Source organism: Ferrovibrio sp. (genome assembly GCF_035304305.1).
Taxonomy (GTDB): domain Bacteria; phylum Pseudomonadota; class Alphaproteobacteria; order Ferrovibrionales; family Ferrovibrionaceae; genus Ferrovibrio.
In genome coordinates, this window is record NZ_DATGQG010000107.1 from 1 (window position 1) to 8,578 (window position 8,578).

The 8,578-nt window shown below is 64.4% G+C and carries 7 protein-coding genes; 2 read left to right on the forward strand and 5 right to left on the reverse strand.

From position 1 onward, the window contains the following. Nucleotides 1-291 (forward strand): DUF1850 domain-containing protein (locus tag VKZ87_RS12310; protein ID WP_324221554.1); only part of this gene is annotated, 291 nt, incomplete at its 5' end. Here the strand turns inward: VKZ87_RS12310 and VKZ87_RS12315 are convergent. Beyond that, the gene (locus VKZ87_RS12315; protein WP_324221555.1) at nt 288-2,543 is read right to left on the reverse strand and encodes a xanthine dehydrogenase family protein molybdopterin-binding subunit; all 2,256 of its coding nucleotides are present in this window, start codon (nt 2,541-2,543) and stop codon (nt 288-290) included. The two genes, VKZ87_RS12310 and VKZ87_RS12315, sit on opposite strands and share 4 nt — an antisense overlap. Before the next feature lie 89 nt (nt 2,544-2,632). Here VKZ87_RS12315 and VKZ87_RS12320 point away from each other — a divergent pair, with 89 nt between their 5' ends. Next, nucleotides 2,633-3,589: a DMT family transporter gene (locus tag VKZ87_RS12320; protein ID WP_324221556.1), complete on the forward strand. Its 957-nt coding sequence runs from the start codon at nt 2,633-2,635 to the stop codon at nt 3,587-3,589. On the opposite strand, the gene VKZ87_RS12325 is transcribed toward VKZ87_RS12320, so the two are convergent. Genes VKZ87_RS12325 through VKZ87_RS12340 form a run of 4 tightly spaced genes read right to left on the reverse strand, consistent with a single transcriptional unit; the run spans nt 3,586 to nt 8,490 of the window. Next, nucleotides 3,586-5,568 (reverse strand): acetoacetate--CoA ligase, encoded by a 1,983-nt coding sequence (locus VKZ87_RS12325; RefSeq protein WP_324221557.1) that lies wholly within the window; start codon nt 5,566-5,568, stop codon nt 3,586-3,588. The two genes, VKZ87_RS12320 and VKZ87_RS12325, sit on opposite strands and share 4 nt — an antisense overlap. Nucleotides 5,569-5,582: 14 nt before the next feature. After that, the gene (locus VKZ87_RS12330) at nt 5,583-6,164 is read right to left on the reverse strand and encodes a cupin domain-containing protein (protein ID WP_324221558.1); all 582 of its coding nucleotides are present in this window, start codon (nt 6,162-6,164) and stop codon (nt 5,583-5,585) included. A 2-nt stretch (nt 6,165-6,166) separates the two neighbouring features. After that, nucleotides 6,167-7,180: an SMP-30/gluconolactonase/LRE family protein gene (locus VKZ87_RS12335; RefSeq protein WP_324221559.1), complete on the reverse strand. Its 1,014-nt coding sequence runs from the start codon at nt 7,178-7,180 to the stop codon at nt 6,167-6,169. Further along, nucleotides 7,177-8,490: a TRAP transporter large permease subunit gene (locus tag VKZ87_RS12340; protein WP_324221560.1), complete on the reverse strand. Its 1,314-nt coding sequence runs from the start codon at nt 8,488-8,490 to the stop codon at nt 7,177-7,179. Before VKZ87_RS12340 ends, VKZ87_RS12335 begins: the two co-directional genes overlap by 4 nt. Nucleotides 8,491-8,578 lie beyond the last annotated feature (88 nt).

Below are 8,578 nucleotides of genomic sequence, written 5' to 3' on the forward strand. Positions count from 1 at the left end.
AAGACCGAATGGCGGGAAACCTGGCGTGCAGTGGTGGATGGCATCCGGCTGGAACAGGCAGCCGTACAGTCGAGCGGCGCCGGCATGGAACCCGGACCGGATGCGGTTTTGCGCGAAGGCTTCTGGGTCTGGCGGCCGAAGCTGCCTGTGCAGCCCGAGCTGGTGCTGACGCGCTCGCCCTATACCGGCAGCGACTGGCAGATCTGCGTCGGAGCCGGCTGTCGTCCGCTGGGCAGCTATTTCCCCGCGGTGGCGCCTGATCAGGCCATCACGCTGAAAGCCTGCGACTAGGCCAGGCTGACGGGCAGCTCGCGCAGCCGTTTGCCGGTTGCCGCAAAGATCGCATTGGCCAGTGCAGGAGCCGCCGGTGGCACGCCCGGCTCGCCGATGCCGCCAGGCGGTGCTTCGCTGGGAACCAGGTGCACATCCACCGGCGGCGCTTCGGCCATCCCGAGCAGCCGGTATTCGTCAAAATTGCCTTCCTGGACAGCGGCGTCCTTCAGCGTCACCCGGCCATACAGCGCAGCCGTCAGCCCGAACAGCGCGCCGCCGCGCAGCTGTGCCTTCACGATCGCGGGATTGACGACAGTGCCGGCATCGGCGACGCAGGTCAGGCGGTCGATTTTGACTTCAGTGCCGCTGACGGTCACCTCGGCGACGATGGCAACGATGCTGCCGAAGCTTTCATGCAATGCGAGGCCGCGCCCCCGGCCGGCAGGCAGGGACGTATTCCAGCTGCTGCGGCTGGCGATCAGATCGAGGACGGCGCGGTGGCGCGGCCGGTCCTGCAGCAGCGCCATGCGATAGCTCAGCGGGTCCTGCTTTGCGGCATGAGCCGCTTCGTCGATCAGGGATTCCTTGACGAAAGCCGAGTGCGAATGACCGACCGAGCGCCAGAAACCGACCGGCACCGGCGTGTCGGCGCCGACATATTTCAGGGCGGTATTGGGAATCCGGTAGCCGCCGTCCAGGCAACCTTCGATCGAGGTCTGGTCCGGCCCCATCCAGGTGACCGGCGGGAAGACCCGCTTCATGATCGACGGCGACGCGAGATCATGTTTCCAGGCCACCAGACGGCCGGAGGAATCGAGCCCCAGCTTCACACGATGCAGGGCGGCAGGGCGGTAGAAATCGTGCCGCATGTCTTCCTCGCGCGGCCACATCACCTGCACGGTCCGGCCCGTCACCGCCCTGGCGACCATGGCAGCGGCATGGACGAAATCCGCCTCGGCGCGTCGGCCGAAGCCGCCACCGAGATAGGTCGTGTGAATCCGCACCCGGTCGGCTGACAGGCCCGTTGCCTCGGCAGCGGCCTTCTGCGCCATCTCCTGGGCCTGCGTCGGCACCCATATATCGAGTCCGTCGGCGCCCAGCCGGGCCGTCGCGTTCATCGGCTCCATGGTGGCATGGGCGAGGAACGGCAGCCGGTACTCGGCCGTGATGACCATCGCGGCCGAGCCAATCGCCTTGTCGGCGTCGCCAACCACGTGGATCGTCTTTCCGTCTGTCTCGATCAGCCTGGCGAAACGGCGCCACAGGGCGCCATCGTCGAGACTGTTTTCCGGCCCCGGCGTCCACTCGGCTCTGACCGCCTCGCGGGCCTGCATCGCCCGCCAGGAATTGTCGGCCACGACGGCAAAGCCGGCCCCGAGCGGAACAACGGCCTGCACGCCGGGCCGCTTCATCGCTTCCGCGTCATCCAGCGACTTCAGGGTTGCGCCGAAATGCGGCGCCAATTGCACGGCGGCGAAGAGCTGGTTGTCCCGGCGTACGTCGAGCCCGAATACGGCGGTGCCGTCGATTTTGTTCCGGGTATCGACGCGTCTGTCGTAGCTGCCGATCAGCCGCCAGGTCTTCCGGTCCTTCAGGGGGATGTCAGCGGGCGGTTTCAGGCGCGCGGCGTCGTCGGCCACGGCGCCATAATGCAGCATGCTGCCGCTTGGCTTGTGCTTGATGACTCCGTCGGCGGTCGAGCAGTCGCGGGCGGCCACGCCCCATTTCGCCGCGGCGGCTTCGACCAGCCGCCAGCGGGCCTCGGCGCCGGCAAGGCGCAGGGTGCGGAACCCATCGCGCAGAGAGGTCGATCCACCGGTCACCTGCTGGCCGATGACCCGGCCGAGACGGTCCAGCGCCCAGAGCGGCAATCCGCTGAGCGAGTCCGCCTGGTCGCCGCTCAGCATGGATTTGACCATATAAATGTTCCGGTAGGCCTTGTCGGCGGGCGCATTCCGGATCGTGACTTTCAGCGGGTCGACATCCAGTTCTTCCGCAATCAGCGTCGCGAGACCGGTATGCGCGCCCTGTCCCATTTCGGACCGGGCAAGCACGAACGTGATCCGGTTGTCGCGACCGATATGCAGCCAGGCGTTCATCCGGCTGATCGCCGGCTGGGTCACGGTATTCTGCGCGCCGGCACGCGACGGAAGGTGCATCCCGATCAGCAGGCCGCCGGCAGAGATGGCGGCGCCGCGGAGGAGGGCGCGTCGGGTCACGACCGCGTGCGAAAATGAGGGCTGGCGGTGGGTGGTTTCAGTTTCGGTCATGGGGCATCCCGATCAGACCATTCCAGAGATATAGCTGAAGGCGCAATTCGGGGCCAATGTCATGATTGAGTTTGCCGTCGGGGAGGATTATGCCGGGAGCCTATAACAATCGTCAGCTCTCGCCCATGACCGCGTCGTCGTCCTCCTCGGTGCTTACCCCTGCGCAAAGCCTGTCGCAGCGCCTTGCGCTGGCGGCACTGGTGCTCGGCGCATTGGCGATCGCCTTTTCACCGATCTTTGTGCGGATTTCCGAAGTCGGACCAACGGCAACCGGCTTTTACCGGACGATTCTGGCCGTGCCGCCGCTCTGGCTGTGGTGGCGGTTCATGCCTGCGGCGCGAACCGAGACGTCCCATGTCGGCCGGCCGCCGCTGGCGCTGATCCTGCTGCCGGGCCTGCTTTTCGCCGGCGACCTGTTCTTCTGGCATCTGTCGATCCAGTACACCACGGTGGCCAATGCCACGCTGCTGAGCAATTTTGCGCCGGTGATCGTGACCCTGGGTGCCTGGCTGATCCTGCGTGAACGGATCACCTCGAAGTTCCTGTTCGCCATGCTGATCGCCATCTGCGGTGCGCTGATGCTCGTCGGTGCCAGCTTCCAGCTGGGCGGCGACTACGTATTCGGCGACATGCTGGCCTTCACCACCGCCATCTTCTACGGCGCCTACATGGTTGCCGTGGCGAAGCTGCGCGGCCGGCACGGCACGCAGGATTTGATGGTGTGGTCCAGCCTGGTCACCGGACTGGCGCTGCTTCCGGTTACCTGGCTGATGGGAGAGAAATTGCTGCCTGCCAGTATGGATGGCTGGTTGATCCTGTTCGGACTCGCCTGGCTCAGCCATGCACTGGGCCAGGGGCTGATCGCCTATGCCCTTGGTCACCTGCCGGCATCGTTCTCATCCCTGGTGGTGCTGATCCAGCCGGTGGCTGCCGCTTTCTTCGGATGGCTCTGGCTGGGCGAGGGCCTGCAGCCGCTGCAGATGGCCGGCGGCGTGGTCGTACTTGTCGGAATCGTGCTGGCGCGAAGGGCGCAGCTGGCGCCCTAGGCGACGCCAGCCTTCTGCTGCTGCGCGAAATCCACGAACCAGGCGAGACTGCCGGGATTGGCCATCGTGCCGGGATTGGCGACCTTCTCAGCCGGCTGGCCCAGCAGTATCTTCTTGATCGGAACTTCCAGCTTCTTGCCCGAAAGCGTGCGTGGCACTTCCGCGATCTGGAAGATATCGTTCGGCACGAAACGGGCAGAGACGGCCTTGCGGATCGCCTGGTTGATTCTGTCCTTCAGCGCGCCATCGAGGGTCACGCCGGGGCGCAGCACGACGAAGAGCGGCATGTAGGATTCCCGACCGAGATACTCGAGGTCGACCACCAGGCTGTCGAGAACCTCCGGTAGTTCCTCCACCGCGCGGTAGATTTCCGCCGTGCCGAGCCGCAGGCCGTGGCGGTTGATGGTGGCGTCGGAGCGGCCGTAGATGACGGCACCGCCGCGCGGCGTGATCCGGATCCAGTCGCCATGCCGCCATTTACCCGGATACATGTCGAAATAGCTGTCGCGATAGCGGGAGCCGTCCTTGTCGTTCCACAGGTAGAGGGGCATCGACGGAATGGGCGAAACACAGACCAGTTCACCCACTTCGTCGGTGAGCGGATTGCCGTTGTCGTCATAGGCCTGGATGTCGGCCCCGAGGCAGCGGCACTGCATCTCGCCGGCATAGACCGGCAGCAGCACGCAACCCGCCACGAAAGCGCCGGCGAAATCGGTACCGCCGGAGATCGAGGTCAGCCAGATGTCGCTGCCCAGCTCGCCATAGATCCACGCGTAGGAATCTTCCGAGAGCGGCGAGCCGGTGGAACCGACGCTGCGCAGGCTGGAGAGGTCGGCAACCTGTCGCGGCTTGACGCCAGCCTTCTGGCAATTGGCGTAGAAGGCCGCGCCAGCCCCGAAGAAAGTCGCTTTGGTCTCGCCGGCAAATGCCCACAGCCGGTTCCAGTCCGGCCAGCCCGGACTTCCGTCGTAGATGGCGATGGTGGCGCCGACGAGGAGGCCGGCGACCTGGGCATTCCACATGATCCAGCCGGTGCTGGAGTACCAGTGATAGATGTCATCGGAACTGATGTCGTTATGCAGCGCCATCATCGCCATGATGACAAGGATGATGCCGCCATGACCATGCACGATCGGCTTGGGCAGCCCCGTGGTGCCGGAGGAGTAGACAATCCAGAGTGGGTGATCGAAGGGCACCGGTTCGACTTTCAGATCGGCCGGCCGGGCGATGATCTCGGACCATTGCGACAGATGCGGGCGGGCCGGAAGCGGCTGCGCGGTCGTGCCGGGCAGAAGGATCAGATCGGTCACGCTGGGCAGCGCGTCGACCAGGGCGGCGACTACCTCGCCTTTATCGTGGTATTTGCCGCCATAGTGGCTGGACGGCACGGCAAAAAGGGCTTTGGGCTCGATCTGGCGGAAGCGGTCGAGCACCGCATTGAGTCCCATGTCGGGTGAGCATACCGACCAGATGGCGCCGATGCTCACCGTCGCGAGGAAGGCTACCAGCGTTTCGGGCGTGTTGGGCGCGAAGGCGACGACGCGATCACCGCGCCGGATGCCGCGCTGACGCAGCAGCGCGGCCACCGAGGCGACCTGCTCCCGCAGGCTGCGCCAGGACATTTCCTGCAGGCCCTGCTGTTCGGAGGCGTAGAGTACGGCGGGGCGCCTGTCGGTTTCATGGCGCAGGACCTGATCGACGAAGTTCAGCTCCGCGCCGGGAAACCACTCCGCGCCCGGCATGGTGCGCTTCGCCAGGACGGCCCGGTAGGGCTTGTATGCCTTGATATCGAAATAGTCCCAGAGGGACGCCCAGAAGGCATCCAGGTCGGTGATCGACCAGCGCCACAGTGAATCGTAGTCGGAAAACGTCAGGCCGCGCTCACGCGACAGCCAGTCCATGTACCGGCGCATCTGACTGCGGCTGATCCGCTCGGGCGTAGGCGACCAAAGCAGGGCGGGCGCAGGTTGCGCGGTCATGTTTCCTCCGACGGTTAGGATGTTTTGATCAGCTTAGCGAGCTCGGGCGAAAATGCACCATCCAGCAGTATGAAAGCCATGCGGGCCGGCTTGGTTGGAGAGCGGTTTTCCCAGGCATGATCGGTGCCGCGCTGGATCACCACGTCGCCTGCCTGCAGGTGGGTTTCCGAGCCGTCGTCCAGAACCAGCGTGATCTCACCTTCCAGGACGATTCCGTAGTCGACCGATTCCGTCCGGTGCATCATCGGATGCGGCGAATCGGGCTTCCAGGTCGAGGCATGGCCGGAGCCGACCAGAGAAAAGGCGGCCTGGGCCATCTCGCGGGTCATCACCGGCGCGTCCGGCTGCTTCGGGCCAAAATCGACGAAGCGGATCACGCTGCCGTTCTTTGGCGGCTCGATCTGCAGTTTGCGGCCGGTCGGATCCGGGCCGTTGTCGACCGGGGCGGGGCTGCCGGTCGTGTTCCAGAGTTCGTAAAAGGCCACGCCGATATCCGCCCTTTCGATGGCAGGCTCCAGCACGCTGTCCATGGCAACCACGGATTTTCCGTTCTGATCGTGACCGGTGACGATGCGGCGGGGACGACGACGGGGCATGATTACCTCCAGTGTATCATGGGAAGTCCGGCGACCGGGCTGCGGAACCAGGGAATCCGGTCGCCGAACAGGGTTCCGATATAGGCGTTCCGCAGGTCCGGACCGCCAAAGGTAATGCTCGCCATCCAGGGCGTCACGGTACTGCGGGTCGCCATCATCAGCTCTGGCGTTGCCTGACCGGCCTGATAGGCTGCTTCCAGTGCGGCGATTTTATCCGGCTGCCCGTCGTCGAAGATGGTCAGAACCTCGCCTTCCGGCGTCAGCGCGATCAGCCGCTCGGCCATGATCAGTGTGACCCAGAGATTGCCGTATGCATCGAAGGTGCAGCCGTCGGGGAAGCCCGCCGGGCCGAAGTCGCTGGGGCCAAAAATCTCCCGGTCCGACAGGCTGCCATCCGCCCCGATCCGGAAGCGGGTGATGCAGCGGCCGCAGGTTTCCACTGCGTAGAGATACTCTTCTTTGGCGTCGAGTCGGACTTCATTGGTGAAGCGAAGCCCGTCCGCCACGATCCGAAGGCCTTTTTCATCCGCCAGCGCGATGAACCCGTCGGCAATGCCTGGCCTGACGGCATCCATCCAGTTCCTGATGCGGGTCGAGACTGTCACCCACAGGCGGTCACGGGAGTCGCGGAGAACGAAATTGACCTTGCCGATCGGCTGGCCGTCGATGCTGTCATAGAGTACGCGGCTGCGCCCTTCGCGGTCCATCACCTCGAGGCAGTCTGTCCCGAAATTGGCGATGAGGAAGTCGCCGTTGCGAGCGAAGGCAAGCCCGTTCGGCAGCGTGCCTTCGGTGAACCGCCTGGCAAGATCGGCGGTTCCGGCGAAACGGCTGTCCGCCTGCTGGGCGATGAGGGTCTGCGTGCCATCCGGGGCTATCCGCATCACCCCGCCGCGTGCATCGGCGGACCACAGGGTTCCGTCGGGTTCGGCAAGAATACACTCGGGGCGCTGCAATCCGCTGCCGACGAACTGCAGATCCTTCCTCTCTATGCGGAAACCTTTCAGCGGGTTCATAGCAGGGCCAGGGTCAATCCGGGGAATACGACCAGGGCTGCCAGGGTCAGCAGCATGATGGTCACAAAGGGCAGGGTGCCGATGAAGATGTCCCGCAGGGTAATGCGGGAGTCATTCAGGGTGCTTTTGATGACAAAGACGCTCAGACCGAAGGGCGGCGTCAGGAGACCGATCTCGACGGCGACGATGGTGATGATGCCGAACCAGATCAGGTTCATATCAAACCCGCTGGCGATCGGCAGCATCAGCGGCAGGACAATGAGCAGGATGGAGCTGGAATCGATGAAACAGCCCAGGAGGACGATCAGGACAATATAAATTGCCAGGAAGCCCAGCGGACCGAAACCGGCCGCGACGATTTCCTCGACCAGGAACTGCGGCACGCCGCTCAGGGCCAGCATACGGGTATAGAGGCTGGCGCCGATGATCAGGAAGGAGACGGCAACGGTAACATGGCCGGTTTCAACCAGAACCTGCCAGAGTTTCCGGCTGTCCAGCTTGCGTTTGAACAATGCGATCAGCAGCGCACCTGCTGCGCCGACCGCGCCGGCATCGGTGGCATTGAAGAAGCCGGCATAGATGCCGCCCAGTACGGCGATGACCAGGATGATGATCGGCAGCAGCTTGGCGGCCATTTCACCGACACCCATGAGTTGGAGGTCATCGGCCTCGCCGCCGCAGCTGCCGCCGACGTAAGACGGCCAGAAGCGCGCCATCAGCATGATGCCGACGGAATAGGTGATCGCCAGCAGAAGGCCCGGTACGATGCCGGCCATGAACATGGCGCCGACCGACACTTCGGACAGAAAACCGTAGAGGATCATCAGCAGGCTGGGCGGAATCAGCATGCCCAGCACCGATGATCCGGCGACCACGCCGGTCGCGAAGCGTGGCGTGTAGCCGTAGCGCAGCATTTCCGGAACCGCCACACGGGTGAAGACGGCGGCCGAGGCAATGCTGATGCCGGTGATCGCGGCGAAAATCGCGTTGGCCGCGACGGTGGCGATGCCGAGGCCGCCACGCAGCCGGCGCAAGCCCTGATTGGCAACTTCGAAGGCATCCTTGCCGATATCGGCAATGGAGACCAGAAAGCCCATCAGTACGAAAAGTGGGACAACGCCAAAGATGTAACTGGCAATCGAGTCGGACGCGCCCTGTGCCAGCATGCTGACCGCCACTTCGGGGCTGTCCTTGATCAGCCAGACTCCGACAAAAGACGTAAGTCCCAGCGCGACCGCCACATGCAGGCCGAGCCAGATCAGAAGCAGCATCCCCGCAAGGGTGATGAAGCCGATTTCCAGTCCGGTCATGAACGTTCCGCCATCGCTGTGCGGAAGTCGCGTCCCGCCATGAGGAGATACTGGATGCCCATTGCGGCGCTGCCGATCAGGATCAGCA